Below are 25191 nucleotides of genomic sequence, written 5' to 3'. Positions count from 1 at the left end.
TTCAGGTGTCCTTCAGGAAACTCTCGATATCATCCATTGAAATAAGACTGACGGTTTCCGCATCGGGGGCAATTTTTTTGACCATTCCGGTGAGGACCTTGCCGCCGAACTCCACAAATTGCTCGACGCCAGTTTCCGCCATGTTACCGACCGATTCCCGCCAGCGGACCGTTCCGGTCACTTGCTGAACCAGCAGATTGCGAATGTCATTAACGTCGGGAACCGGTCCTGCGGTAACATTGGCAAAAACGGGAACCACCGGTGGCAGCAGACTTGCTTCTGCCAAGGCCTCTTCCATCGCTTCAGCGGCAGGCCCCATCAAAGAACAATGGAATGGCGCCGACACAGGAAGCAAGATGCCCCGCTTGATGCCATGCTCTTTCGCTGCTGCAATGGCGCGCTCAATCGCGCCCATATGGCCGGATATGACGACTTGGGTGGGATCATTATCATTGGCTACGGTACAAACCTCGCCTTGCGCCGATGCTTTCGCGAGCGCCGAAGCCTTTTTGATATCGGCTCCAAGCAAAGCGGCCATGCCACCCTCGCCCACCGGCACTGCTTTTTGCATCGATTGACCGCGAAGTTTCAGCAATTTCGCCGTGGTGGTCAGATTCAAGGCTCCTGCAGCACATAATGCGCTATATTCACCAAGGCTATGGCCCGCCACATAAGAACAAAGGTCGCCCAGGGATTTATCACCTTCCTTTTCCATCACGCGCAAAGTCGCGATGGCATTGGCCATGATCGCCGGTTGGGCGTTTTCCGTCAGGGTCAGCTCATCTGCAGGCCCTTCGCACATCAGCTGAAACAGATTTTGCTCCAGCGCATGATCTACTTCTTCAAACACTTCCCGCGCGGTGCTGCTTGCTTCGGCAAGCGCCTTGCCCATGCCAACGGCCTGGCTACCCTGTCCCGGAAAAATAAATGCACGCATGATGACCCCCAGTTCTCTAATATGATTGGGGAATTAGGCACGATTGATTGGTCATGCAAGTACCGCGCACTCTCAGTAAAATCATTGCGCATTTTTAATCGCGCGATTAAGCCATCTTTATGACGGATGAGGGGTTTCAAGGAAAACTGGCTGCATATTGCGCCGAAACATATGGTGCGGGCGGAAAACTCGACCAGCTACGGAGACTGTCTGGTGGCGCTAGCATGGAAAGCTGGGCCTTTTCCTATGGCACCGAAGAATTTGTTTTGCGCCGCCTGCCAAACGGTCTGTCTTCGGATGATGACGGGTTGCGCGGAGTTCCGCTCGCGGTCCAGGCCGATATTATCGAACTGGCGTGTGCCGCCGGAGTCACCGCCCCGCAGGTTCGCGGCCGGATAAGGCCAGAGCACGGCCTTGGTGAAGGCTTCATCATGACGAAAGCGGAGGGAGAAACCCTACCGCATAAAATTCTAGGAAACCCGGAATTTGCCGAAGCCGAAAGCAAGTTAACCGAAAATTGCGCGCAGGAACTGGCGGCTATTCACAAGATACCTGTCGACGCCCTGCCCTCATCTCTCGAATATTTTTCTCCGGCGGAACTGATCCAGCTCCAGAAAGACAAATATGACGAAATTGGCGGGCAAATTCCCATATATGAATATGCCTTCCACTGGCTGAACCAGAACGCGCCGGACGCGGCTGACAAATATCTAGTGCACGGCGATTTTCGTATGGGCAATCTGATGATCGACCATCAGGGACTTTCCGCAGTGCTCGACTGGGAGCTGGTCCGGATCGGCGACCCTGTTCAGGACTTGGCCTATTTGTGTACGCCCAGTTGGCGATTCGGCCATTATGAAAAACTGGCCGGAGGTTTCGACAGCGCGGAAGCCTTTTTAACGGCCTATGCAAAAGCAAGCGGGTCCGATGTAGACCCTGACCGCTTTCGATTCTGGCTCGTCTATTCCACCCTGTGGTGGGGGGTCGCCTGCATGGTGATGGGGCAGATCTGGCGTAGCCATGGCGACCGTTCGCTGGAACGCACAGTCATCGGTCGCCGTGTATCCGAAGTGGAAGTCGACCTGGCCTTGCTTCTCGAAGAAGTCCTGCCCGATCACATCTGCACGCCGCTTGACTGGTCGGCGCCGGAAGAGGCCGCCATCATCGGCGAGACCGGCTATGGCGAGCTTCTAACGGCTTTGACAGAATGGAACAGCACACAGGTCCAACCCGACCTCAAGGGCCATGACAAGTTCCAGTCTCGCGTTGCCGGCAACGCGCTCGGAATCGCAAAACGGCAAGCCGAATGGGGTCCCGTTTTCCGGGATGCCGCCAATAGCCGGCTGGCCGCTATCGGATATGATCATGGACAGCTTTGCAGCGGACTTTCAAACGGCTGTATCGCTGTCACGGCTCCGGCGATTTGGGATCATCTACGGCTATCCGCTCTCGAACGTTTATCCATCGATCAACCCAAATATGCCGGTCTGAAAGTCGCACTTAAAAAATGGAACCCATCATGAGCAATTTCGAAATCCCGCAGGAAATTGAAGACTATCTCGACGTCCTCGATCGCTTCATCGAAGCCGAAATCAAACCGATCGAACAGCGCGATGACAATATCCGCTTCTTCGACCACCGGCGGGAAGATGCACGAACCAATTGGGCAGATCAGGGATTACCGACCGAAGAGTGGGAAGCATTGCTGGTCGAAATGCGCAAGACCGCCGATGCCGCGGGCCATTATCGCTATGCCCTACCCAAGGAATTCGGCGGGCAAGACGGGACTAATCTCGGCATGGCACGCATCCGCGAACATCTGGCGCACAAGGGTTTGGGCCTGCACAACGACTTGCAGAATGAAAATTCCATTGTCGGCAATCTCGTACAACCTCTGATGCTGCGGGACTTCGGTACCGAACAGCAAAAGCGCGATTATATTCCCGAAATGTTAGCGGGCAAAATGGGTTGGTGCTTTGGCCTGACCGAAAAAGATCACGGTTCTGACGCAACCTGGATGGACACAACCGCCGTTCGGGAAACCCGTGACGGGGTGGATGGCTGGCTGATCAACGGCAATAAAATGTGGACGACCGGCCTGCACAAAGCATCGCACGTAATGACCTTTGCCCGGCACAGCGGCAAGGATGGCGATGCCAAGGGTATTGGCTGCTTCATCGTGCCCGTAGATGCAGAAGGCTTCGAGATCGGTGAATATATGTGGACATTCAACATGCCCACCGATCATCCGAAATGCTCCTACACCAACGTCTGGATTCCGGCTGATGCGGTGCTTGGCGACCTCGACATGGGCCTCGCCTGCGCGCAGCATTTTGTGCATGAGAATAGAATACGCCAAGCCGCCTCATCGCTGGGTGCGGCGCAATTTTGTATCGATGAGTCCGTGAAATATGCCGGAGAACGGAAACCATTCGGCAAGCCATTATCGGTCAATCAGGGCATTCAATTCCCGCTTGTCGAACTACACACCGAAGCAGCGATGCTCCGTCAGCTGATATATGCCACGGCCGCCAAGATGGACACGATGCCGAAACCCGATGTCGCCAAATATCTCTCGGCTCAGGTCAGCATGTGTAACTATCGTGCGAACCGCCTATGTTGCGATGCCGCAGACCGTGCGATGCAGGTCCATGGCGGCATGGGCTATTCTCGCCACACGCCCTTTGAACATATTTACCGCCATCACCGACGCTATCGGATCACCGAAGGTGCAGAGGAAATCCAGATGCGCAAAATTGGCGGCGATATGTTCGGTTTCTTGGGCCGTAAGAAATAGCATCAAAATCTAGTAGAAAGCTTCCTATGCAAAATAATCTATTCTCCATGGACGACAAAATCTGCGTTATCACAGGAGGCTCCAGAGGCTTGGGCAAAGCCATGGCCCGCGCCTTTCTGAATGCCGGAGCAAAAAGAGTATATGTCACTGCGCGCAAAGCCGAAGAATGTCAGCAAACCGCTGACGAACTGTCCAACCTGACAGACACCGGCGAATGCGTTGCGCTTCCTGGCGATATGAGCAACGGAGAAGCGATTGTCGCATTTGCAAAAGCGCTGGCCGAACGGGAAGAGCATATTGATGTGTTGGTCAATAATGCCGGCACCGGCTGGATGGCCTCGGTCGAGGAATTTCCAGAAATAGGCTGGGACAAGGTCATGGACCTGAACGTGAAAACGCCCTTCTTCCTTACCCAACAGCTTTTGCCGCTGCTCAAAGCCAATGCGACGGCAGAGAATAGCGCCTCGGTCATAAATATCGGATCGATAGCGGGCATTTTGGGGAGCGCAGGAAGCGGCATCAGCTATGGTACATCCAAGGCGGCCATTCACCAGCTCACCCGCAACCTCGCCAGCCTGCTTGCCGACGACAACATCCGCGTAAACGCCATTGCGCCGGGTCGGTTCCATTCGAAAATGACGAGCACGGTGGAGCAAGACAAAAAGCAATATGACCGCGAAATCCAAATGATCCCGCTGCACCGCTGGGGAAATGACGAGGATATTATGGGTCCGGCACTCCTGCTAGCCAGCAAGGCTGGCGCCTTTATGACCGGCGAAATCATAACGGTCGATGGTGGATATTTGCTCGTATAAAATCTTGGAATCCATCCAGAATATCTTCGATAAGACGTTAAAATAATTGAGATATTTGGGCTAGGCACGGAAGCTGAACCTCTTCCCCAAATAGGGCTATTGACAAAATCAAACTAATATATAGCTATATGGCTATGTATATCGATGAAGATTTGGACAAGGCTTTTCGGGCCCTCGGTGACAAGACCAGACGAAGCATATTGTCTATGCTTCAGGAAGGATCGGAAGAAACGGCGACCGTTTTCTTCGACGCTTTTGATTCTGCACAGCCGACCATATCAAAGCATATTAAGACGCTGGAAAATGCAAAGCTGATAAACCGCCGTGTTGAAGGACGGCAGCATTATTTCCAAGCCAATCTATTGATGCTGAAACAATTGGGCGATTGGGTCCAGCGTCACCAGTTGCTTTGGAGCGGCAGCCTCGACCGTTTGGAAGATTATCTAGATGAGTGAAGTGAAAAGTCCATCCACCGTTGCTCTGACGCGCACATATAACCATCCCCGCAACAAAGTTTTCAACGCGTTTAGTTCGGCGGAAGCTTTAGCGCAGTGGCTTTCGCCATCCGATGCAATTCATATGTCGGTCCACAAATTCAATTTCATCATCGAAGGCGGCTACGAATATGGGTTTGAAGTTCCCGGCGAGGGAGAGTTACGGCTCACTGGCCAGTTCCTCGAAATCAAACCGCCAGATCGCCTGAGCTTCTCGTGGCAATGGCAGGAACCAGACCCGCATGCCGGCATCGACAGTCATGTGCTTGTGGAATTTTTTGACGACCCGGTCGGGACCCGTCTTTCTCTAACCCACACAAGACTGGACGGAGCCGGCATGACCCAACGCCACCGTAGCGGATGGGAGGGATCCCTTCACCGATTAGATGTGCATCTTTCATCACAATTCAGGAGATAGATTATGGACTTACCGATAACCTCAACAATGGCCGCCTGCCTCGCCCTACTGGGATTAATCCTCACCATTCACATATCCGCCCGAAGAGCCATGATAGGCGTAAAGGCCGGCGTCATTCACAAAGCGGTATTCGGCGATACTGGCGATGAAATGCTGAGAAATAGCGTCAGAGCCTTTGGAAACTTCATCGAATATGCGCCATTCGCCGTCGTCCTCATCGCTCTTATGGAATTACAGGGCGCTCCAGCGACACTGCTTTGCTGGTTAGGCGGAGCCTTTGTCATTGGCCGTATCGTCCATGCTTTTTCAATGACATTTGTGCCGCTCGTGCCCGCGCCCAGAGGGGTTGCGATGTTCACGACCTACGCTGTGTTTGCGGTGCCAGCATGGTGGTTCTTGACCAACTGACTTGGCAAAAGATGGATTTTGGGCGGTCTGCTTTCAAAATGAAGCAAACCGTCCACAGATTCCTTGCATTAGCCTCATAATTCCGCCATAGGCGCCGCTTCCGCGTGATCCGGCTCGTCCGAATCACCTGGAAAACAGAGAAAGCCGGAGGGGCGTGTCTGCATGGTGCGGCGTCAGCGATCGGTGGTAAATGAAGGAATGATTGCATGCCAATGTATGAGCATGTCTTCCTCGCGCGTCAGGATTTGAGCCAGTCTCAGGTCGATAGCCTCGCGCAGGAAGCTACCAAAATTGTTGAAGATAATGAAGGCAAGGTCGTTTTGACCGAAACCTGGGGCCTGCGTACGCTCGCCTATAAAATCCAAAAGAATCGCAAAGCACATTATGTCATGCTGCGTCTCGACGCACCCGGCAGTGTTGTCGCGGAACTCGAGCGCCAGACCCGGATCAGTGAAGACGTCATTCGTTTTCTCACCATCCGCGTTGACGAGCATGAAGAAGGCCCGTCCGTAATGATGCGCAAACCCGAACGTGATCGTGAACGCAAACCGCGCCGCGATTTCGACAAAGATTAAGCCAGAGAAGGAGTTAAAACATGGGACGTCCATTTTTCCGTCGCCGCAAAAGCTGCCCCTTTTCCGGCAAAAACGCAAAACCCATCGACTATAAAGACGTGAAGACGCTGCAAGGATTCATTTCCGAACGCGGCAAGATCGTACCAAGTCGTATCACTGCAGTTTCTGCCAAGAAGCAGCGCGAGCTCTCCCGAGCTATCAAACGCGCCCGCCATCTTGGTCTGCTGCCTTACCTCGTGAAATAGGAGCGAAACAATGGATATTATTTTGCTCGAACGAGTAGAGAAACTCGGAAGCATTGGTGACATCGTCACCGTCAAAAACGGCTATGCTCGTAATTTTCTGCTGCCCAATAAAAAAGCTCTTCGCGCCAATGAAGCGAACAAGAAGGTCTTTGAAGCCAATCGCAAACAGATTGAAGCGGACAATGAAGCGAAGCGTAAGGAAGCCGAATCGGCATCCGGAAACGTAGATGGCAAGCAGATCATTCTGATCCGTGCATCGTCTGCTAGCGGACAGCTTTACGGCTCAGTTTCAGTACGCGATATCGTCGAGGCCCTGGCTGCTGAAGGCGCTACGGTTGAGAAGAGCATGGTCATTCTGGAAAAACCGATCAAAACGCTCGGTGTTTTCGATGTCCGCATTCGCCTCCACCCGGAAGTCAACGTTTCTATTCAAGCAAATGTCGCCCGTTCGGACGACGAAGCTGATCTGCAAAAAGACGGCATTGATGTCATCGCGCAGATGTTTGAAGAAGAGCAAGCTGAGCTGGCCGCCGCAGCCCTATCCCCTGATAGCGAAGATGACGGCGAAGAAGCTGCTGAAGCTGATGCAGAAGCAACAGATGATGCTGAAGAAACAGAAGAAACAGCAGAGCAGGACGACGCCGAAACCAAGGAATAGTCCTATTCTGACTTTGATATTGAAAGCCCGGGTCGGAACTGTCGCAAGACGGTTTTCCAGATCCGGGCTTTTTCTTTGTCCGCCGCAAACTCGGTTGAGCGGCGTGACATCAAAAAGCGCCCAGATAATCAGAGGATTTCATGCTGCGGCATAACCCGCCGGGGCAAGCGCCTGCTCAATAGCCCATCAGGCTCATAACTTCCTTGCGGCTGCGGGCATCGTCCAGAAAACAGCCGAGCAACCGACTGGTCACCATCCCGACACCAGGCGTACGCACGCCGCGAGCGGTCATGCAGCTATGGCTGGCCTCGATCACCACCGCTACGCCTTGGGGCTTCAGATTTTCCCAGATACATTCGGCAACTTCCGCTGTCAGTCGTTCCTGCACCTGAAGCCGCCGCGCAAAGCCGTGTAGAACACGGGCAAGTTTGGAAATGCCGACAACTTTATCCGTCGGCATATAGGCGATGCTGGCCTTGCCGATAATCGGCGCCATATGGTGCTCGCAATGCGAATGAAACGGAATGTCTTTCAGCAGCACGAGCTCGTCATAGCCGCCAACCTCTTCAAAGGTCCGCGCGAGGTGCATGGCCGGGTTTTCGGCATAGCCTTCGCAATATTCTTTCCACGCCCGCGCTACGCGTTTTGGCGTGTCGACCAGACCCTCCCGCTCGGGATCATCACCGGCCCAGCGCAGCAATGTTCTCACCGCCTCCTGAACATCGTCCGGAACCGCAATTTTCTTGGATTCACGCTCTGCAAGCGCCTCTTCTATAGAATGGGAATAATCAGCCAAGACAGGTCCTTCAATTGATCAAGTGCAACCCGGATGAACTAGGCGTGCAACAGGCCAAGCGCAAGTGCACCTTAGGCCATGATCTGACTTTCGATGCTTTGAGAATGGGCTCCAAAAGGGTCTGAGTACCGATAAATTCTAGATACTACCCTATCGATTACCTGCTAGCCTTAGCCAAAAGCTTCTTTGCGGCTGCTATCAGCCTTGGGGTCAGGCCCGTATTGATTTTTGCCGCGCATGCCATCTAGGCACATAAAAATAAGTAAAACGAACCCTCCAACTGGAATCAGACCGAACAGAACAAACCAACCCGGTTTGCCGAGATCATGAAAACGACGGACCATTACGGCCAAGCTCGGAATGAACGCGGCTAAGGCATAAACGACAAATATTGTCATCATGCCGCTGGGTAGAAGGTCGAGTTTGTCGATCGACACAGCCCCCGCTTTTCCAACTTCAATCAGTTCTCGATAGATGTGAAAACTTACCACCGCCGTCCAAATCGCGCTAATTATACAATTCAGCAATGTGAACATCCAGTATTCCTTGCGGCGCGACCGCCCGCTGAAATCTGCATATCGCTGAAGAGGCATCAACATCCATTTCATGATAATTCTCTCCGATCCCGGATAAATTATAGAGTCAGTTCAAAATAACAACCCGGCTCGTGGAACGGGAACTATGCTAGTGTCCGCACCATCGAGTGGGCTTACCAACCAACATAACCAATGAACTGCTGATCCGACATCCTTCACAATCAATGATTGTGAATATCAAAAATGAAACGGTAAATGGCGCGCCCAGGAAGATTCGAACTCCCGACCTCTTGATTCGTAGTCAAGCACTCTATCCAGCTGAGCTATGGGCGCTAACCAGACGGTGCAGATAGGGGGTGAATAACCCGCTGGCAAGCCATAAATTCTATTTTTCCGACAGGGCCGCCTGCGCCGCCGCTAGCCGCGCAATTGGCACGCGATATGGAGACGCGCTGACGTAATCCAGGCCAGTTTTCTCGCAGAATGCAATTGATGCCGGATCGCCGCCATGCTCGCCACAAATACCAAGTTTGATATCGGGTCGGGTTGCCCTGCCCCGCTCTGCTGCCAGTTCGATCAACTGGCCCACGCCTTCAATATCAAGGCTGACAAACGGATCGCGCGGGAAAATGCCCTTGTCGACATATTGGGTCAGGAAACGCCCGGCATCATCGCGGGAGACGCCCAATGTCGTCTGGGTCAGATCATTGGTACCAAAGCTGAAAAACTGGCCATGTTCAGCGATATTACCCGCCATCAAGGCCGCGCGTGGCAATTCAATCATCGTGCCGACAAGATATTCAATCTCCCGACCTTTTTCGGCAAATACTTCCTTCGCCATGCGATCGACCGCATCTTTCATCAATTCCAGCTCGCGCGCCGTGGCGACCAGCGGGATCATGACTTCAGGAATCGGGGCTTCGCCGCTGGCTTCGGCGACTTCACAAGCCGCTTCAAAAATCGCCCGTGCCTGCATTTCGTAGATTTCAGGATAGGTGACGCCCAGACGGCAGCCACGATGGCCCAACATCGGGTTGAACTCGTGGAGCTCGCTGGCTCGTTGTTTCAGGGTCTCCACGCCGACATCAGCGGCTTTTGCAACTTCCTCAAATTCCGACTGGTGATGCGGTAGGAATTCGTGAAGCGGCGGATCGAGCAGACGGATGGTCACCGGCAAGCCGACCATGACTTCAAATATCTGACGGAAATCGTCACGCTGCTCGGGAAGCAATTTCGCCAGCGCCTCTCGGCGGCCGGCTTCGTCTGAAGCGAGAATCATCTGGCGCACGGCGGTAATGCGGTTGGCATCGAAGAACATATGTTCGGTCCGGCACAGGCCAATGCCTTCCGCACCAAAATCACGCGCGACCTGGCAATCGAGAGGCGTTTCCGCATTGGTGCGGACGCCAAGACGGCGAACTTTGTCAGCCCAGACCATCAACACGCCAAAATCACCGACCAGTTCCGGCTGGATCGTTGCAACGCGACCGGCCATCACCTCGCCATTGCTGCCATCGATGGTCAGCATGTCGCCTTCTTTCAATTCGCGATCACCGACCTTCATGGTCTTCGTTTCGTTATTGATAGAAACCGTGCCAGCACCGGAAACACAAGGTCTTCCCATGCCTCTGGCGACCACGGCGGCATGTGACGTCATGCCGCCACGGGCTGTCAAAATGCCTTTTGCGGCGTGCATGCCGTGAATATCTTCCGGCGAAGTCTCGGTCCGCACCAGAATGACATCATCGCCCATTTCGGTGCGCCGCTCGGCGGTATCGCTATCAAAGACAATCAAACCGCTGGCAGCCCCCGGCGAGGCTGGCAGACCAGTGGTCAGCACATCGCGGGTGGCTTCGGGATCCAGTGTCGGGTGGAGCAGCTGGTCGAGCGCCATCGGATCGACGCGCAGGACCGCTTCTTCTTCGGTGATCAGGCCATCATGAGCCATATCCACAGCGATCTTGAGTGCTGCCTTGGCGGTGCGCTTTCCCGAGCGGGTTTGCAGCATCCACAGTTTTCCGCGCTCTACCGTAAATTCAATATCCTGCATATCGCGATAGTGGCGTTCGAGCAGGTCAAAGACATCGGTCAGCTCTTTATAGGTGTCCGCCATGGCCTCTTCCATCGAAAGCGGCTTGGCATTGGCTTCTTCACGAGCGGCTTTGCTAAGATATTGCGGCGTCCGAATCCCGGCAACCACATCCTCGCCCTGTGCGTTGATCAGCCATTCGCCATAATAAGCGCTGTCACCGGTCGACGGGTTGCGGGTGAAGGCCACTCCCGTCGCGCTGGTTTCACCCATATTGCCGAACACCATCGCCTGCACATTGACAGCCGTGCCCCATTCGGCCGGAATATCGTTCAACCGCCGATAGACTTTCGCCCGATCCGCCTGCCAGCTGCCAAAGACAGCGCTAACGGCGCCCCAAAGCTGGTCATTCACATCCTGCGGGAATGGCTTGCCCCATTGTTCCTCGACCAGCGATTTATATTCGCCCACCAAAGTCTTCCAATGCTCAGACTCCATCTCAGTATCGGTGAAGAATCCATTGTCTTCTTTGGCTATTTCCAACGCTTCTTCAAATGCGTCATGGTCGAGTTGCAGCACCACGTCGGAATACATCTGGATGAAACGGCGATAGCTGTCCCAGGCAAAACGCTCGTCACCGGAGGTCTTGGCGAGGCCTTCCACGGTTTCGTCGTTGAGGCCGAGATTGAGAACCGTATCCATCATGCCGGGCATGGAAGCGCGGGCGCCCGAGCGCACCGAAACCAGCAAAGGATCGGCGGCATCGCCAAATTTCTTTCCCGTCACTGCCTCAATATGGGCGACGCCCTGTGCTACTTCGGCGGTTAAACTGTCGGGATATTGCCCAGCATTGTTCATATATTCGGTGCACATTTCCGTGGAAATCGTGAACCCGGGAGGAACCGGCAATCCAATATTGGCCATTTCAGCGAGATTGGCGCCTTTGCCACCAAGCAAGTTGCGGGCTTCTGTCGAGTCCGTCGGAGCACCATCGGCGTCCATACCGCCGCCAAAACGATATACATATTGGGTCATTTGTTTGCCTGCTCCGTCAATGTCATAAAAAAGCCCTCAGCTAAACTTTACAAACTTTACACTGTTAAGAATAAAATATCCTCTAGCCCTCAATCTGCGAGAAATCGGCGACTTGATGCACCGCATCACGGAAGCGCGCCAGCAAGGCTAGCCGGGCTTCACGCTTATCGTTGTCATCGTCGTTCACGGTCACATCCTCAAAAAACTGGTCAATCGGCGCGCGCAAGACCGCCAGCGCGGTCATCGCGGTTTCAAATTGCTCTGCCTCGATCGCCGTGGTCACTTTCGGTCGTGCTGCGTCCAGAGCGTCTATGAGAGCCTTTTCCGCTTTTTCGGGCGTGTAGGATAGCGGTTGCGCCTTTTGATCGTCAGACGAGCGATCTCCGGCTTCTTTCTTCAAAATATTCGAAGCCCGTTTGTAGCCTGCGAGTAAATTTCCACCGTCCGTGGTTTCGACAAAGGCCTGCAACGCTTTTACCCGGGCCAGCAAGCGCACCAGATCATCTTCGCCACCGAGTGCGAACACCGCGTCGATGAGATCGTGGCGGACGCCCGCTTCGCGTTGCTGGACTTTGAGACGATCTCCGAAGAATCCCAAGACGGATCGCACAAACTCATCCTCTGCTCCTTCGTCCCAGTTGAATGGTGACTTCCATTCTGGATGCCTCGCAACTCCTGCCTCTTGGTAACCCTCTACGCGCTCGACATGAGCTTCGAGCAGTTTGATGTAGGCAAAAGCAACAGCGCCCTCCAAGCCAACACGAAGTTCATTGGAAGTTATTAGTTGAATGACGCCGAGCGCCGCTCGCCGCAAAGCAAAAGGATCCTTGGAGCCTGTGGGCTTTTCATCAATCGCAAAAAATGAGGCAATAGTATCCAGCTTGTCCGCCAAACTCACCCAAACCGTCACCGGATCGGTAGGTACATCATCGCCCTGCCCGACCGGCTTATAATGATCGCGGATTGCGTTTGAGACTTCCACGGGAAGCCCTTCTTTCTCTGCATAATAGCCGCCCATCAAGCCTTGCAGCTCGGGGAACTCGCCGACCATTTCGGTGACGAGATCAGCTTTGCAGAGACGTGCGGCCTGCTTGGTCTGTTCCGGGTTGGCACGGAGTAACCCAGTCCCTTCTAAAGACGCCAACCACTCAGCCAGCTTGGCCACACGCTCTACCTTGTTGGCAACCGTTCCCAATTTCTCGTGGAACACAATGTTGCTCAATTTCTTCGCATGCTCTTCCAACTTGGTCTTCTGGTCCAGTTCCCAGAAGAATTTCGCGTCGGAGAGCCGCGCGGCGAGGACTTTTTCATTCCCCGCGACAATTGCTTTACCGCCATCGCTGGCGTCGATATTCGCCGTGCAGACAAAATTCGGAGCCAGAGCCCCTTTTTTGTCGCGGCAGATGAAATATTTCTGGTTCACCCGGGCGGTCAGCTGGATCACCTCTTCGGGTACATCCAGAAACGCCGGGTCAAAGCCGCCGAGCAAAGGTACAGGCCATTCGGTCAGGCCGGCATTCTCAATCACCAACCCTTCGTCTTCGACCAGATCCAGGCCCGCATCCGATGCGGCCTTGGCGGCACCGTCGCGGACGATATTCTGACGCTCTTCATGGTCGACGAGAACATGCGCCGCTTTCAGCGCGCCCGCATAGTCAGACGCATTGGCGACCGTTACCGCGCCCTGATGGTGGAACCGATGTCCGACCGTCTCAAAGCCCGACGTCACGCCGTCAATCTCGCATGACACCAGATCATCACCCAATATCGCGATGATGCCGCTCAAAGGCCTGACCCAGCGCAGGCTCTCGGTGCTTTGGCTGGCATCGCCCCAACGCATGGATTTCGGCCATGGAAAGGCTTTGATGATCGCGGGAATGGATTCCGCCAGAACGTCCTTTGTATCGCGACCCGGCTTGTTGATCACGGCGAAGAAGGTCGGGCGCCCTTTGACATCGCGCACTTCCAACTGTTCGCGGGTCACGCCATTTTTGCGGCAAAAACCGTCTACCGCCTGATCGGGAGCCGCTTCGGGTGGCCCTTTGGCTTCTTCGCTAACCGCTTCGGTCTGCGCCGGCAGATCTTTTGCGATAAGCGCCAATCGTCTGGGCGTCGAATAGATGGTAATCGCGCTGGCTTTCAGGCCGGCTTCCGCCATTTGCGCGACAAACAGCCGCTCCAGATTAGCCCGCGCCTTGGCCTGCATCCGCGCAGGAATTTCTTCGGAGAGCAATTCGAGGAGGAAGTCCGCCATCATGCTTCCCATCCGTTTTTCGCCATATAGGCTTCACAGCTACCCTTGGCGAGGTCCCGGACACGGCCCATATAGCTAGCCCGTTCCTGCACGCTGATCACGCCGCGTGCCTGCAACAGGTTGAACACATGGCTCGCCTTAATCGCTTGCTCATAAGCAGGAATCGGGAGCTTCTTATCGAGGCAATTTTCGCATTCAGCCGCAGCCTTGTTGAATAGATCAAACAAACTATCGGTATTGGCGACTTCGAAATTCCATTCCGACATCTGCTTCTCATTCTCTAAGAAGACATCGCCATAAGTCATTCCAGCACCGTTATAATCTAGGTCATAGATGCTATCGACGCCCTGAATATACATGGCCAGCCGTTCCAACCCATAGGTTAGCTCACCGGCGACCGGCTTGCAGTCAAAGCCGCCCATTTGCTGGAAATAGGTAAATTGCGTGACTTCCATGCCATCACACCAGACTTCCCAGCCGAGACCCCAGGCCCCCAATGTCGGGCTTTCCCAGTCATCTTCGACGAAGCGGATATCATGCAACATGGGATCAATGCCAATGGCGACAAGGCTATCGAGATAGAGCTGCTGAATATCCGGCGGCGACGGTTTCAGGATCACCTGATATTGGTAATAATGCTGGAGCCGGTTGGGATTTTCACCATAGCGGCCATCGGTCGGACGACGGCAAGGCTGCGCAAAAGCGGCATTCCAAGGATCAGGCCCAAGCGCCCGCAAGGTCGTCGCCGAGTGAAAGGTGCCGGCGCCCATTTCCATGTCATAAGGCTGCAGAATCGCGCAACCCCGATCGCCCCAATATTCATGGAGCTTCAGGATAATCTGCTGGAAGCTAAGCGGCTTCTGGTCAGTCAATGTGATAGCTTTCTTGGCCGGTAAATTCGATGTCGATTGAATTCGGCAACGCTTTGGCGGATGGGGCTGCACGGGTCAAGAAACTATATCCATTCACACAATCAATATATCCTTTCCCCAACAGCGGTGTTAATCATAGGCTCGCTGAATATACCCGAAAGATTTCAAATGATTAAACCAAGACTTCTATCACCTCGGTTCGTCACCCTCCTGGCCCTGACTGCTCTTGCGCAGATTGCTAACCCCGTTTTGGCGAAACCGATCCCGGCTGAAGAAGCCACAGTGGAGGCGGCCAAGGATACCGATGCTTCTGCAGGCACATCAGCAGAACGGTCTGAAGAACGGCGCAAGGATCGCAAAGAAGCCTTTACCTTCACCCCCAGTCCAGCGCTGTGGAAAATCAGTGATTCCAATTCTACCGTCTACATCTTCGGCGCTATTCGTGGAATTCCGCAACCGCTAGAATGGCAAAGCGAAGCCTTTAACAATGCATTGCAAAGCGCCGATAAGGTCTATTTTGAAACGCCACATATCGACCGATCACAACGGATTCTGCGTCGGCAATATGAACGAGAAATACTTCATAAACTCATACGACATGATCGTGATCGAGTTGAAGAACGGTTTGATTCCAACTTATACCATCAGATCAAGGGCGACCTAATGGGCGCTATAACGATCGGCGATTTCATGCCCACATGGCTTATATTGGCAGAGGTTTCTGGCAGCGACCGGATATTGCAACCAAGACAGAGCAATCGGTATCTCGATTTTAGGATCGCCAAAACGGTCATCGATCACGATTTGACGATAGACGGTCTGGAAGACCCTTTTCATTTGATCGATATTCTCAACAAGGTCAGTGAAAAAGAACAACGACAATGGCTTAATGCCTTTATCAAGGCCGAATTGGCAGTCGACAAAACTCAGCGGTATAAAGTCCTAAAACGTCTCCCCCGAGACAAAATAGACGGGCTATCGGCAAAAGAAACCCAAGGAATCCTCTGGGCAAAAGGACTGCCTCCAGAAGCCACGCCCGTCAAACCAGCTGGCCTAAGCAACCTATTCCAAAAAATCCATTTGGACCGGATGAAAAACTGGCCGATCAAGATTGACGCGATGCTCGACAAGCCCGGGACTAGTCTAGTGATCGTAAATCAGGAATATCTATACGGTGAAAACAATCTGCGAACGGCGCTGCAGGCGAAGGGATACAAGCTGGACCTGCTAGAATAGCCATTGCCTAATTCAAAGCCAGTATCGCGTGCACGCTCCATTTTAGGCCATGCGCATATACATCGCGAATTGTTTCAGATCATTCCGCCGCCTCTAGCGTTTCGACCTTCTCAACGGTCACCGAAACGGCGTTCAGCACCGCATTGCCAGACAGCGGGTCATAGCGATCTGTATCGGTCAAATCGTTCAGGGAAACACCGGGTTTCTCCCGCGCAACCGATAGACCAACGCCTTTACGGCCATGACCGAAGCCATGCGGGATAGACACCACACCGGGCATGACGTCATCGGTGACTTCGACAAGGATATCGACGCTGTTCACACGGCTTTGCACCGATGCCATGGCGCCATCGGACAGGCCGCGCGCTTCGGCGTCATCGGGATGGATCATCAAGGTGCACCGATCCGCACCTTTCAACAGCCGCTTGGTATTGTGCAGCCAGCTGTTGTTCTGACGCACGTGGCGGCGACCAATAAGGCGCAGGCTATCCGGCTGCTCATCGCCTAGCGACGCAGCAAATCGTTCCAGCTCCGCCAGAAAATCAGGATGAGCGCATTGAATTTTCTTATCCTCGGTGCGCAGCCGTTCGGCCATGCACGGACGGAGCGGTCCGAGATCAATGCCATTGGGTGCTGCTTCCACCTCGGCAAGACTCAAACCCGCGGGAGACCCCAAAAGCATGTCGTTGAGCGCATCTCGCGGCTCCCGGATATTCGGGATATCCTGCCCGTCTTGCGCCAATATCTCACGCGCGAGTTCCGCGATAATCTCCCAGTCGGTTTTTTCTCCGTCCTGAAGATCGAAGATCGCGGGCGAATAGCTGGCATAGTTGCGGATCGCCAGCGGTCCGAAGAAAAACGGATAGTGATCCTTCTCGAGCGGCCCGCATGGCGGCAGGATATAGTCGGCATGGCGGCTGGTCGCGGTGACATACATGTCGAAAGACACCATCAAATCCAGTTTTTCCAACGCACGATCGAGCTTCGCACCATCTGGCGCAGACAATACCGGATTGCCGGTGACCACGAACAAAGAGCGGATACGCTCTTCATCGTCCCGCAGCATTTCATCAGCGAAGGTGACCATGGGCAATTCGCTCATCACCGAAGGCATTTCACCGCGCACCGTATCTTTCGTCCGCACAGAGCCTCTGCTGACCAAATCAACCGTATCCAGCGCCGGTTCGGGCACCATCGTACCCCCTTCCCGGTCAAGATTGCCCGTGGCGATGTTGATTATCTGGATCAGCCATTGGTTCAGCGTCCCAAATTCGCAGACCGAAACGCCCATACGGCCATAGATAGCCGCCGGTTGATCAGCGGCCAACTCAGATGCGATATCCCGCATGGTTTCGACCGGAATTCCGCAATGCGCCGAGAGTTGATCCATATCAAAGCCAGTGATTGCTGGCGCGATAGAATCCCAGCTATCGTCGAGAATGGCATCAAGCCGGGAGGTATCCACCAGCCCGGCATCAAACAGACTCTTCAATATCGCGATCAAAAGGGCGCTATCGGTGCCTGGTTTCACAAAATGATGGGCATCCGCCAGCTTCGCTGTCTCGGTCCGCCGGGGATCGACGACAATCAGCTTGCCATCGCGCGCCTGCATTTCCTTCACCCGTTTCTTGAAGTCCGGCACCGTCCAGATACTGCCATTGGACGCGGCCGGATTGCCACCGATGATCACAAGATACTGGCTGCGGTCAATATCGGGCACAGCCGCTAGACTGACATGACCGTACATATGATATTGCACGACATGGTGCGGAATTTGATCCAGCGTCGAGGCGGAGTAGATATTTTTCAGCCCGATTGCACGACGCAAGCTACTGATCTGCGTGGATATCCCATAATCATGGGCGCTAGGGTTGCCCATATACATAGCTGGCTTGGCGCCTTCTCTTTTGAGCGCTGTCAACTTGCCACCAATTTCAGCAAAAGCTTGGTCCCAGCCAATTTCCTGCCACTCGCCATCAACCTTTTTAACGGGCTTGCGCAGACGGTCGGGGTCATCCTGCAAATCGGCAATCGCAGTGGCCTTGGGACAGATATGCCCCCGGCTCAGCACATGATCAGGATTGCCTTTGATCGAGAGTATTTCGCGCCCTTCAACCTCAATCAATAGGCCGCAATTGGCTTCACATATATGACAGGTGCGGGCGTGAATCGTGCTCATTCGTGACTCCTTGATTTAATCACTCGATTAACAGAATTATATGATGGGGGCTATAGCCGCGTAACCATGGTGCAAATTTTGCTGGGCATTTGCCGTCAATTGTTGAATGACGTCCGACTATATTCAGTCGGAGTAACTTCTTCATGGCGCATCATTGGCTTTCAAAAAGCGTATTGCTTCCTCTTTATCTGTCCCTAGCCGCCTGCTCTGCGCCTCAGGACGTCGTCGCCAGCACTGGGGACGAAGCCGTATCCGACAGCGTTAGCGCTCCGGCAAGCTCATCAGCCAGCCTACCATCAGCCATGCCGGATGATGCCGACCCCGCGCTGTGGGTAATCAAAGACGAAGACACGACCATCTATCTGTTCGGTACCATTCATATCCTGAAACCCGGGATGAGCTGGTTCGATGAGGCGGTAAAAGATAGTTTCTATGCGTCCGACGAATTGGTCATCGAAATGGTCAAACCCGATCCGTCGGTGATGGCAAAGCTCGTCGGTGAACTCGCAATCGACAAGACCGGCATATCGCTGCGCGACAAATTGAGCGCCGAAGACCGGACGGATTTTGAAGCGGCCATGACCCGTTTGAGCGTACCTGTGGCGGCCTTTGATCCGCTCGACCCATGGTTTGCCAGCGTCAGTCTTTCGCTGATACCGCTGATGCGCAATGGATATGACGCTGATCAAGGGGTTGAAGATGAATTGCTATCTCATGCCAAAGCACGGGCGATTAAAGTTAGCGGACTCGAAACGCCGGAACAGCAACTGGGCTTTTTCGATAATTTGGCGGAAGATGTGCAAATTCGTTTTCTCAATTTCACGGTCGACACGATTGATGACGTCACCACTGGAATGGAGCAGATGGTTGCTGAATGGGCCAACGCCAATGTCGATGCACTGGGCGAATTGATGAATGCGGGGCTAGAAGATAAAATCATCTACGATACGCTGCTCGTCAATCGCAACATCACCTGGGCAAAATGGGTAGAGCAGCGGATGGAACAGCCGGGTACGGTGTTCCTCGCCGTTGGTGCTGGCCATCTCGCCGGAGAAAGCAGTTTACAGGCGCTGCTCGCACAAAAAGGAGTGGCGGTAGAACGGATTGAATATTGAATATTCTCTCTCGTGGGCTTTCTTTTCCCTTAGGCCTCACCAAATAGACATTATGCGTATCATCATCACCATATTTTCCTTTTTCGCCTCGTTGCTGCTCGCGGCATGCAATAGCCCGGCAGATTCAGTGACCCTGAACACGGTCGACGCCGGTACGCCGGCGTTGTGGAAAGTCAGCGGCACCCAGCCCGAGCAGAAGGGCGTGGCCTATATGTTCGGCACAATCCATGTCCTGCCCAAAAATGTACAATGGCGCACACCCGCGCTGGAGGCGGCGATTGTAGAGTCGGATCAATTGATCATCGAGGTGCTCGGACTGGATGACACGCGCAATGCCGCAGAAATTTTCTCTCGCTTGGCCATTTCACCCGGACAGGAAAAGCTCGACGCGCGCATCCAACCATCCCTGCAAGATGAGCTTGATCGTATCATCGATGCTTCGGATATTTCCGAACGCGCGCTCAACCGGATGGAAACCTGGGCTGCGGCGCTATCGCTTGCCTCTGCACGGACCAAAAGCCTGGGCCTCGATTCGAGTGACAGCGTGGAAAAAAGACTGACCGCACAATATGAAAAGCTTGGAAAACCGATCGAGGCGCTCGAGACCATCGAGCTGCAACTCGGATATTTCGACAAGCTCCCCGAAGCACAGCAGCGTCAGATGCTGACCAGCGTGATCGAAGAATCAGATGATGCGCAACAGGCCTTTGAACATCTGTTCAACGCTTGGGTGACCGGCAATATCGAGCAAATCATCACTCTTTCCGATACCGGAATATTGACCAACCCGGAAATTCGCCACAACCTTTTGGTTGCACGCAATTTGGACTGGACAGAACAGCTGGACAAACGCCTACAACGTCCCGACACATCATTAGTGGCAGTTGGCGCAGCCCATCTTGCTGGTCCAGATGCGGTACAAGCAATGCTCGTGAAACGCGGGTATAAAATCGAAAAAATTCAATAATCAGGCCATTGCATGACATATATATTTGACCAAGAAACGGCGCTGGTCGCGCTGGAAGACGGGCAGTTCACGATTCAAGCTAGCGACGTCTATCGCAATCCAACCGGCATGGCCTTTGGTGGCTGGGTTGCCGCCGTAGCGGGACGCGCCGTGCAGATGCATCCGGAATGCCGCGGCGTGTTGATGTCGCAGCAGATCGTCTACATGACCGGCGTCGGTCCCGGAGAGGTCAAACTATCGGTCAAACTGCTCCGCGCCGGGTCCTCGACGCAATTCTGGCGCGTGGAACTGTCGCAAAACGGATCGCTGACCAACGCCGCCGATATCGTCACCAGCACCCGCAGGCCCACCGACATCGACTATCAAGTGGAAATGCCGACAACCAAGTCACCGGACGAATCCATCTCCCTGCCCTCAGTCAATCCCATGGCCCCGGAATGGGTCACCCATTATGACCAGCGCATCGCCAAGGGCATGCCGTTTGCCATAAACGATTCGCCCGAAGCGATCGTCTGGATCAAGGAAGCAGATGGCCGTCCGGTGGACCGGATCAGCCTTCTTTCGATTCTCGACACGCCGATGCCCCGGACCTTTTTCGTCACTGAACAGTTCCGCCCCGGCTCGACCGTGACGATGGCCAGCTATATTTACGCCAGCGATGAAGATCTGGCCGCAGCCGGCAATGAATTCATGCTCCTGCGGGTGACCGGTGCTACCGTGCGGAACAGCGCCACCGACGGACGGGTCGAAATCTGGTCGCAAGGCGGGATATTGCTTGCAACCAGCTCGCAAATCGGATTTTTCCGATAGCGCCCAATCGCTGCGCAAAAACCTTGCTTTTGCAACGACCCGACCTTATAGCGCCCTCTTTCCGACCATGAGCACCCTGGAGGCGTGGCGGAAATCTAACAAAAACTAATTTTGGAGCAACATTATGAGTGATCAGCTGACTATTTCAGCCGAGCCACGCGAACGGGCTGGCAAGGGAGCCTCCCGTGCACTGCGTCGCGAAGGCCGTGTCCCTGCCGTAATCTACGGCGATAAGAAAGAAGCCGTAACGATCCACGTCGAAGCGCGTGAATTGAACAAACTCCTCGGCACCGGCCATTTCATGAACTCTTTGGTTCAGGTCGAGCTTGACGGCAAAAAAACACGGACCCTGCCAAAAGATGTTGCTTTTGATCCGGTCACCGACCGTCCACTCCATGTTGACTTCTTCCGTCTGGCAAAAGGCGCGAAAGTACAGGTCAACATTCCTGTCATCTTCATCAACGAAGAAGAATCTCCAGGTCTGAAACGTGGCGGCGTTATGAACGTTGTGCGTCATGAACTTGACCTGATGTGCGATGCGGACATGATCCCTGACCAGATCGAGATCGACGTAACCGGACTGGAAATTGGTGATTCGATCCATATTTCCAGCGTCACCCTGCCCGAAGGCGCAGAAAGCGCGATCACCGATCGTGACTTTACCATTGCCGGCGTGGCCGCACCATCTGCACTCAAATCTTCCGATGACGAAGCGGAAGAAGGCGAAGGTGAAGAAGGCGAAGGTGAAGAAGGTGCCGAAGGCGAAGCAGCCGAAGGCGAAGAAGGCGGTTCCGAAGACTAGACCTTCCCTTACAAAACAATGTAACGAAAAACCGTTCATGCCATTCAATCAGGGCATGGACGGTTTTTTTGTCTTTCGAGAAGCGCAAAGCGAGCGAGGAGCCGTTAGAAAATGCAACTATGGGTTGGCCTAGGCAATCCGGGCGCGCAATATGCGATGCACCGGCACAATGTCGGCTTCATGGTGATTGACGCGCTTGAGGAAATACACGGATTTCCACCGCCCAAGCAGAAGTTCAAGGGCTGGACCATGGAAGCGCGGCTGGGCGACGAAAAGCTTATCCTGCTCAAACCGGCGACCTTCATGAATGAAAGCGGCAACAGCGTGCGTGCCGCGATGGATTTTTACAAATTACAGCCGGAAGATGTCACAGTTTTCTATGACGAACTCGATCTAGAACCGTGCAAGATCAAAGTGAAACACGGCGGCGGCGCGGCCGGCCACAATGGTATCCGGTCGATGATCGCTCATATTGGCCCCGAATTCCGTCGCGTACGCATTGGCATCGGCCACCCTGGCACAAAATCACGGGTCACCGGCCATGTACTCGGCAATTTTGCTAAGGCAGAGATTGACGATCTGGCCCATATGCTGGGCGCAATCGCCAACGAGGCCGATTGGCTGGCGAAAGGCGATGATCCCCGCTTCCTGAGTGAATATGCAATGCGGATGCAGAATTGAGGCAGTTTCTTACAAAATAGTCACCCCGAACTTGATTCAGGGTTCAGAGCGTATATGCGCAACTTTCAAGCGGTTTGGCACAGAGTGCGGAATCAGCTTCAGCATGACGGAGTGAATAAATGGGTTTCAAATGCGGTATCGTTGGCCTTCCCAACGTCGGAAAATCAACGCTTTTCAATGCACTGACCGAGACACAGGCAGCGCAAGCGGCCAATTATCCCTTTTGCACGATCGAACCGAATGTCGGTCAGGTCGCAGTGCCCGATCCACGGCTCGACCAGATCGCCAAAATTGCTGGCAGCGCCAAGATCATTGAAACGCAGCTCGCCTTTGTCGACATTGCGGGCCTGGTCAAAGGCGCCTCGCAGGGCGAAGGTCTGGGCAACCAGTTCCTCGGCAACATTCGCGAAGTTGATGCGGTTGTCCATGTCCTGCGCTGTTTCGAAGATGACGATATCCAGCATGTCGCCAACAATATTGATCCGCTATCCGATGCAGAAGTTGTTGAAACCGAGTTACTGCTTTCCGATCTCGAAAGCCTCGAGAAGCGCGTTCCCGCTTTCCAGAAGAAAGCCACCAGCGGTGATAAGGAAGCCAAGATTGCCGCCAATGTCCTTGGCCAAGCTCTGGAATTGCTACGCGAAGGCAAACCAGCGCGTTTGACCCAACCGGGGGGTGAGGAAGAACAAAGAATATTCGACCAGTCACAGCTGCTAACCGCCAAGCCCGTGCTTTATGTCTGCAATGTCGACGAAAGCGATGCAGCAAACGGGAACCATCTGAGCGCGGCCGTATTTGAAAAAGCCAAGGCCGAAGGCGCAGAAGCCGTGATCGTCTCTGCAGCGATCGAATCCGAACTGGTAGAAATGGAGCCGGAAGATCGCGCTGAGTTTCTCGCGGAACTCGGACTGGATGAATCCGGCCTCGCGCGGGTCATTCGCGCGGGCTATCAATTGCTCAATCTTCAGACCTTCTTCACCGCTGGCCCAAAAGAAGCGCGGGCATGGACCGTGCACAAGGGCGCGAAAGCCCCCGAAGCGGCCGGAGAAATCCACAGCGACTTTGAACGGGGTTTCATTCGCGCCGAAACCATCGCCTTTGAGGATTTTGTCGATCTTGGTGGCGAGAGCGCCGCCCGCGAAGCCGGTAAGTTGCGCCAGGAAGGCAAAGACTATGTTGCGAAAGACGGGGATATCTTCAATTTCAAATTCAATGTCTAAACTGTCATATAGAGCCATTATAAGGTGATCTTCCGGGAGAACATGACATGATTCGGACCCTATGCTCACTGATTTTTGCTGGTTTTCTGCTCGCAAGCACTCCCGCGAGCTCTGCGACCGCGCCTGAGCAGACCAATTCGAACAACGAAAAAGCCGAGATACGGACACCGGTCACATTGCTGATCTCTATCGATGGCTTCCATCCCGATTACTTCGATCGCGGCATAACCCCTCACCTCAAGGCTCTTGCAGCCGAGGGCATATATGGTCCGATGCGCCCATCTTTCCCCAGCAAGACATTCCCCAACCACTGGACGCTTGTGACCGGCAAAACACCGGATCATCACGGCATTGTCGGCAATACGATGGAGGATCGCGCGCGGCCGGGCGAGATATTCAGAATGTCTACACAGGATCCCTTTTGGTGGGATCAGGCAGAACCGATTTGGATTACCGCTGAAAAGCAAGGCATTCGCACAGCAACGATGTTCTGGCCGGGCTCCGAAGTCGAATTTAATGGCGTTCGCCCGACAGACTGGTGGCCGTTTAACCAGAGACTATCCAACGACCGTCGCATCAACGCGGTCGTCGATTGGGTACGGCGCCCTGCTGATATCCGCCCCCAGCTGATCACTCTATATTTCGATACCGTCGATACAGCCGGTCATTTCTTTGGTCCTGCACCAAGCGACCGATTGCACGCTACCATCACGGCAGTCGACGCCGAAATCGGGCGGTTGAAGCAACAGCTCAATATGCTCGAACAGCCTGTGAATTTTGTCATCACATCGGATCATGGCATGACCGAAACATCGCCCGAACGGATTATATATCTCGATAAAATCATGCCGCGCGAACAATATCGCTTGGTCGAGGACGGTAATTATGCGGGGCTGGAACCGCTGGAAGGCAATGAAGACGCTGTACGCGCCGCGTTTCTGCGCCCACATGATCATATGCAATGCTGGGAACGCGAGAATATCCCCGCACATTTTGCCTATGGGAAAAACCCGCGCGTGCCTTCGATCTTCTGCCTGCCTGAAACAGGCTGGGTGGTCTATCAGGATGTCCCGGAATGGATGACCGGCATTGGTGGCGGGCATGGCTATGATCACCGTGCCCCGGACATGACTGCCTTCTTTCTCGCCACCGGCCCGGCCATTCTTGCGGGCGGCCAACAGCCTATATTCGACAATGTCGACATCTATTCGCTCGTTGCAAAACTAGCCGGGATCGCACCGAACGACAGCGACGGTGATCTGAACCCTTTCAAGGCCTCGCTGCGTCCCTGAACATTTGATCTGCAATCAAA

Annotated in this window: 24 protein-coding genes and 1 tRNA gene; 17 read left to right on the top strand and 8 right to left on the bottom strand. The window is 54.0% G+C overall.

Annotated elements, in window-relative coordinates; translation table 11 throughout:
* Nucleotide 1: 1 nt before the first annotated feature.
* On the bottom strand, nucleotides 2-937 hold the full coding sequence (gene fabD / locus ABJG22_RS09685) for an ACP S-malonyltransferase (RefSeq protein WP_348020021.1): 936 nt from the start codon (nucleotides 935-937) through the stop codon (nucleotides 2-4).
* A gap of 119 nt (nucleotides 938-1056) precedes the next feature.
* Between fabD and ABJG22_RS09680 the strand changes: the two genes are divergently transcribed.
* From ABJG22_RS09680 to rplI, 9 genes are all read left to right on the top strand, one after another.
* Nucleotides 1057-2460, top strand: a complete 1404-nt coding sequence (locus ABJG22_RS09680; protein WP_348020020.1) for a phosphotransferase family protein — start codon at nucleotides 1057-1059, stop codon at nucleotides 2458-2460.
* A complete protein-coding gene (locus ABJG22_RS09675) occupies nucleotides 2457-3734 on the top strand; it encodes an acyl-CoA dehydrogenase family protein (protein WP_348020019.1) in 1278 nt (425 codons plus the stop codon). Before ABJG22_RS09680 ends, ABJG22_RS09675 begins: the two co-directional genes overlap by 4 nt.
* Nucleotides 3735-3760: 26 nt before the next feature.
* Nucleotides 3761-4549 carry an SDR family oxidoreductase gene (locus ABJG22_RS09670; protein WP_348020018.1) on the top strand — a complete coding sequence of 263 codons (789 nt, stop codon included), beginning with the start codon at nucleotides 3761-3763 and terminating at the stop codon, nucleotides 4547-4549.
* Nucleotides 4550-4677: 128 nt separating this feature from the next.
* A complete protein-coding gene (locus ABJG22_RS09665; RefSeq protein WP_348020017.1) occupies nucleotides 4678-5004 on the top strand; it encodes a metalloregulator ArsR/SmtB family transcription factor in 327 nt (108 codons plus the stop codon).
* Entirely contained in the window at nucleotides 4997-5461 is a 465-nt protein-coding gene (locus ABJG22_RS09660; RefSeq protein WP_348020016.1) for an SRPBCC domain-containing protein, read from the top strand. The genes ABJG22_RS09665 and ABJG22_RS09660 overlap by 8 nt, the downstream gene beginning before the upstream one ends.
* A 3-nt stretch (nucleotides 5462-5464) precedes the next feature.
* A complete protein-coding gene (locus ABJG22_RS09655; RefSeq protein WP_348020015.1) occupies nucleotides 5465-5869 on the top strand; it encodes an MAPEG family protein in 405 nt (134 codons plus the stop codon).
* Between the two features lie 206 nt (nucleotides 5870-6075).
* Nucleotides 6076-6444: a 30S ribosomal protein S6 gene (gene rpsF / locus ABJG22_RS09650; RefSeq protein WP_348020014.1), complete on the top strand. Its 369-nt coding sequence runs from the start codon at nucleotides 6076-6078 to the stop codon at nucleotides 6442-6444.
* 20 nt (nucleotides 6445-6464) lie between these two features.
* A complete protein-coding gene (gene rpsR / locus ABJG22_RS09645; protein WP_067199291.1) occupies nucleotides 6465-6689 on the top strand; it encodes a 30S ribosomal protein S18 in 225 nt (74 codons plus the stop codon).
* Between the two features lie 10 nt (nucleotides 6690-6699).
* A complete protein-coding gene (gene rplI, locus ABJG22_RS09640; RefSeq protein ID WP_348020013.1) occupies nucleotides 6700-7347 on the top strand; it encodes a 50S ribosomal protein L9 in 648 nt (215 codons plus the stop codon).
* A 175-nt stretch (nucleotides 7348-7522) separates the two neighbouring features.
* Here the strand turns inward: rplI and folE are convergent, their stop codons facing one another.
* The 6 genes from folE to ABJG22_RS09610 form a co-directional block, all read right to left on the bottom strand.
* Entirely contained in the window at nucleotides 7523-8122 is a 600-nt protein-coding gene (gene folE / locus ABJG22_RS09635; RefSeq protein ID WP_348020344.1) for a GTP cyclohydrolase I FolE, read from the bottom strand.
* A 191-nt stretch (nucleotides 8123-8313) separates the two neighbouring features.
* A complete protein-coding gene (locus ABJG22_RS09630) occupies nucleotides 8314-8751 on the bottom strand; it encodes a DUF805 domain-containing protein (RefSeq protein ID WP_348020012.1) in 438 nt (145 codons plus the stop codon).
* 184 nt (nucleotides 8752-8935) lie between these two features.
* Nucleotides 8936-9012, bottom strand: a tRNA-Arg gene (locus tag ABJG22_RS09625).
* A 52-nt stretch (nucleotides 9013-9064) separates the two neighbouring features.
* Entirely contained in the window at nucleotides 9065-11743 is a 2679-nt protein-coding gene (gene ppdK / locus ABJG22_RS09620) for a pyruvate, phosphate dikinase (protein ID WP_348020011.1), read from the bottom strand.
* An 82-nt stretch (nucleotides 11744-11825) separates the two neighbouring features.
* A complete protein-coding gene (gene glyS, locus ABJG22_RS09615; RefSeq protein WP_348020343.1) occupies nucleotides 11826-13997 on the bottom strand; it encodes a glycine--tRNA ligase subunit beta in 2172 nt (723 codons plus the stop codon).
* Nucleotides 13997-14869 carry a glycine--tRNA ligase subunit alpha gene (locus tag ABJG22_RS09610; RefSeq protein WP_348020010.1) on the bottom strand — a complete coding sequence of 291 codons (873 nt, stop codon included), beginning with the start codon at nucleotides 14867-14869 and terminating at the stop codon, nucleotides 13997-13999. Before ABJG22_RS09610 ends, glyS begins: the two co-directional genes overlap by 1 nt.
* A 249-nt stretch (nucleotides 14870-15118) precedes the next feature.
* On the opposite strand from ABJG22_RS09610, the gene ABJG22_RS09605 reads away from it, so the two are divergent.
* Nucleotides 15119-16105 carry a TraB/GumN family protein gene (locus ABJG22_RS09605; RefSeq protein WP_348020009.1) on the top strand — a complete coding sequence of 329 codons (987 nt, stop codon included), beginning with the start codon at nucleotides 15119-15121 and terminating at the stop codon, nucleotides 16103-16105.
* Nucleotides 16106-16184: 79 nt separating this feature from the next.
* Here the strand turns inward: ABJG22_RS09605 and ABJG22_RS09600 are convergent, their stop codons facing one another.
* Entirely contained in the window at nucleotides 16185-18284 is a 2100-nt protein-coding gene (locus ABJG22_RS09600; RefSeq protein WP_348020008.1) for a molybdopterin oxidoreductase family protein, read from the bottom strand.
* 143 nt (nucleotides 18285-18427) lie between these two features.
* On the opposite strand from ABJG22_RS09600, the gene ABJG22_RS09595 reads away from it, so the two are divergent.
* The 7 genes from ABJG22_RS09595 (at nucleotide 18428) to ABJG22_RS09565 (ending at nucleotide 25171) form a co-directional block, all read left to right on the top strand.
* Nucleotides 18428-19399, top strand: a complete 972-nt coding sequence (locus ABJG22_RS09595) for a TraB/GumN family protein (protein ID WP_348020007.1) — start codon at nucleotides 18428-18430, stop codon at nucleotides 19397-19399.
* A gap of 52 nt (nucleotides 19400-19451) precedes the next feature.
* Nucleotides 19452-20366 (top strand): TraB/GumN family protein, encoded by a 915-nt coding sequence (locus ABJG22_RS09590; RefSeq protein WP_348020006.1) that lies wholly within the window; start codon nucleotides 19452-19454, stop codon nucleotides 20364-20366.
* A gap of 12 nt (nucleotides 20367-20378) precedes the next feature.
* The gene (locus ABJG22_RS09585) at nucleotides 20379-21176 is read left to right on the top strand and encodes a thioesterase family protein (protein ID WP_348020005.1); all 798 of its coding nucleotides are present in this window, start codon (nucleotides 20379-20381) and stop codon (nucleotides 21174-21176) included.
* 124 nt (nucleotides 21177-21300) lie between these two features.
* A complete protein-coding gene (locus ABJG22_RS09580) occupies nucleotides 21301-21978 on the top strand; it encodes a 50S ribosomal protein L25/general stress protein Ctc (RefSeq protein ID WP_348020004.1) in 678 nt (225 codons plus the stop codon).
* A gap of 111 nt (nucleotides 21979-22089) precedes the next feature.
* A complete protein-coding gene (gene pth / locus ABJG22_RS09575) occupies nucleotides 22090-22659 on the top strand; it encodes an aminoacyl-tRNA hydrolase (protein ID WP_348020003.1) in 570 nt (189 codons plus the stop codon).
* Between the two features lie 119 nt (nucleotides 22660-22778).
* Nucleotides 22779-23879 carry a redox-regulated ATPase YchF gene (gene ychF / locus ABJG22_RS09570; RefSeq protein ID WP_348020002.1) on the top strand — a complete coding sequence of 367 codons (1101 nt, stop codon included), beginning with the start codon at nucleotides 22779-22781 and terminating at the stop codon, nucleotides 23877-23879.
* Between the two features lie 47 nt (nucleotides 23880-23926).
* Complete coding sequence (locus ABJG22_RS09565) at nucleotides 23927-25171, top strand: ectonucleotide pyrophosphatase/phosphodiesterase (protein WP_348020001.1); 1245 nt, start codon at nucleotides 23927-23929, stop codon at nucleotides 25169-25171.
* Nucleotides 25172-25191: the final 20 nt, after the last annotated feature.

It is taken from the genome of Parasphingorhabdus sp., assembly GCF_039939955.1.
GTDB lineage: Bacteria > Pseudomonadota > Alphaproteobacteria > Sphingomonadales > Sphingomonadaceae > Parasphingorhabdus.
The sequence above is the reverse complement of the archived record's forward strand: the minus strand, read 5'-3'. Positions and strand labels throughout refer to the sequence as shown.

What these genes read in the sequence shown, in the direction of transcription:
- fabD (WP_348020021.1), bottom strand. Translation starts at nt 937, where the DNA reads ATGCGTGCATTTATTTTTCCGGGACAGGGTAGCCAGGCCGTTGGCATG.
- ABJG22_RS09680 (WP_348020020.1), top strand. Translation starts at nt 1,057, where the DNA reads ATGACGGATGAGGGGTTTCAAGGAAAACTGGCTGCATATTGCGCCGAA.
- ABJG22_RS09675 (WP_348020019.1), top strand. Translation starts at nt 2,457, where the DNA reads ATGAGCAATTTCGAAATCCCGCAGGAAATTGAAGACTATCTCGACGTC.
- ABJG22_RS09670 (WP_348020018.1), top strand. Translation starts at nt 3,761, where the DNA reads ATGCAAAATAATCTATTCTCCATGGACGACAAAATCTGCGTTATCACA.
- ABJG22_RS09665 (WP_348020017.1), top strand. Translation starts at nt 4,678, where the DNA reads ATGGCTATGTATATCGATGAAGATTTGGACAAGGCTTTTCGGGCCCTC.
- ABJG22_RS09660 (WP_348020016.1), top strand. Translation starts at nt 4,997, where the DNA reads ATGAGTGAAGTGAAAAGTCCATCCACCGTTGCTCTGACGCGCACATAT.
- ABJG22_RS09655 (WP_348020015.1), top strand. Translation starts at nt 5,465, where the DNA reads ATGGACTTACCGATAACCTCAACAATGGCCGCCTGCCTCGCCCTACTG.
- rpsF (WP_348020014.1), top strand. Translation starts at nt 6,076, where the DNA reads ATGCCAATGTATGAGCATGTCTTCCTCGCGCGTCAGGATTTGAGCCAG.
- rpsR (WP_067199291.1), top strand. Translation starts at nt 6,465, where the DNA reads ATGGGACGTCCATTTTTCCGTCGCCGCAAAAGCTGCCCCTTTTCCGGC.
- rplI (WP_348020013.1), top strand. Translation starts at nt 6,700, where the DNA reads ATGGATATTATTTTGCTCGAACGAGTAGAGAAACTCGGAAGCATTGGT.
- ABJG22_RS09630 (WP_348020012.1), bottom strand. Translation starts at nt 8,751, where the DNA reads ATGAAATGGATGTTGATGCCTCTTCAGCGATATGCAGATTTCAGCGGG.
- ppdK (WP_348020011.1), bottom strand. Translation starts at nt 11,743, where the DNA reads ATGACCCAATATGTATATCGTTTTGGCGGCGGTATGGACGCCGATGGT.
- glyS (WP_348020343.1), bottom strand. Translation starts at nt 13,997, where the DNA reads ATGGCGGACTTCCTCCTCGAATTGCTCTCCGAAGAAATTCCTGCGCGG.
- ABJG22_RS09600 (WP_348020008.1), bottom strand. Translation starts at nt 18,284, where the DNA reads ATGAGCACGATTCACGCCCGCACCTGTCATATATGTGAAGCCAATTGC.
- ABJG22_RS09595 (WP_348020007.1), top strand. Translation starts at nt 18,428, where the DNA reads ATGGCGCATCATTGGCTTTCAAAAAGCGTATTGCTTCCTCTTTATCTG.
- ABJG22_RS09590 (WP_348020006.1), top strand. Translation starts at nt 19,452, where the DNA reads ATGCGTATCATCATCACCATATTTTCCTTTTTCGCCTCGTTGCTGCTC.
- ABJG22_RS09585 (WP_348020005.1), top strand. Translation starts at nt 20,379, where the DNA reads ATGACATATATATTTGACCAAGAAACGGCGCTGGTCGCGCTGGAAGAC.
- ABJG22_RS09580 (WP_348020004.1), top strand. Translation starts at nt 21,301, where the DNA reads ATGAGTGATCAGCTGACTATTTCAGCCGAGCCACGCGAACGGGCTGGC.
- pth (WP_348020003.1), top strand. Translation starts at nt 22,090, where the DNA reads ATGCAACTATGGGTTGGCCTAGGCAATCCGGGCGCGCAATATGCGATG.
- ychF (WP_348020002.1), top strand. Translation starts at nt 22,779, where the DNA reads ATGGGTTTCAAATGCGGTATCGTTGGCCTTCCCAACGTCGGAAAATCA.
- ABJG22_RS09565 (WP_348020001.1), top strand. Translation starts at nt 23,927, where the DNA reads ATGATTCGGACCCTATGCTCACTGATTTTTGCTGGTTTTCTGCTCGCA.